This is a genomic window from Vibrio sp. Y2-5 (assembly GCF_014596725.1).
In the GTDB taxonomy this organism is placed as follows: domain Bacteria; phylum Pseudomonadota; class Gammaproteobacteria; order Enterobacterales; family Vibrionaceae; genus Vibrio.
In genome coordinates this window covers 1-422 of sequence record NZ_JACVEG010000106.1, presented here as the reverse complement: position 1 = coordinate 422, position 422 = coordinate 1, and the positions used below count along the sequence as shown (strand labels likewise).

Genomic DNA, 422 nt, shown 5'->3' with positions numbered 1-422 from the left:
TCCTTGCTTAATGGCCCATCTCTATCAGGTGTCTTATCCTTAGAAGGCGTTCCATCTCTATCAGGTGTTTTATCCTTACTAGATGGTTTATCACGTTCAGAAGGCTTGTCCTTCTCTGTAGGCTTATCTCTATCAGGCGTCTTATCTTTGCTTGATGGCTTATCCCTTTCAGAAGGTTTGTCCTTTTCAGAAGGCTTATCCTTATCAGGCGTTTTATCCTTTTCAGATGGTTTATCCTTATCAGGTGTTTTATCCTTTTCAGAAGGCTTGTCCTTCTCTGTAGGCTTATCCTTTTCGGACTTATCTTCCTTCTTCATTTCTTTTCCGTCCTCATCCTTCCAAGGTTTTGGATCAGGTGCATCAGGAAGAGCATCAGTAGGAACTTTTTCTTCTTTTCCTTCTTTAAAGTATTCGTTTTTATC

The 422-nt window shown here is 40.3% G+C and carries 1 pseudogene; it reads right to left on the bottom strand.

The annotated features are described in order from the left end of the window. A pseudogene (locus tag HUO09_RS22130) lies at positions 1–422 on the bottom strand (hypothetical protein); the annotation flags it as partial.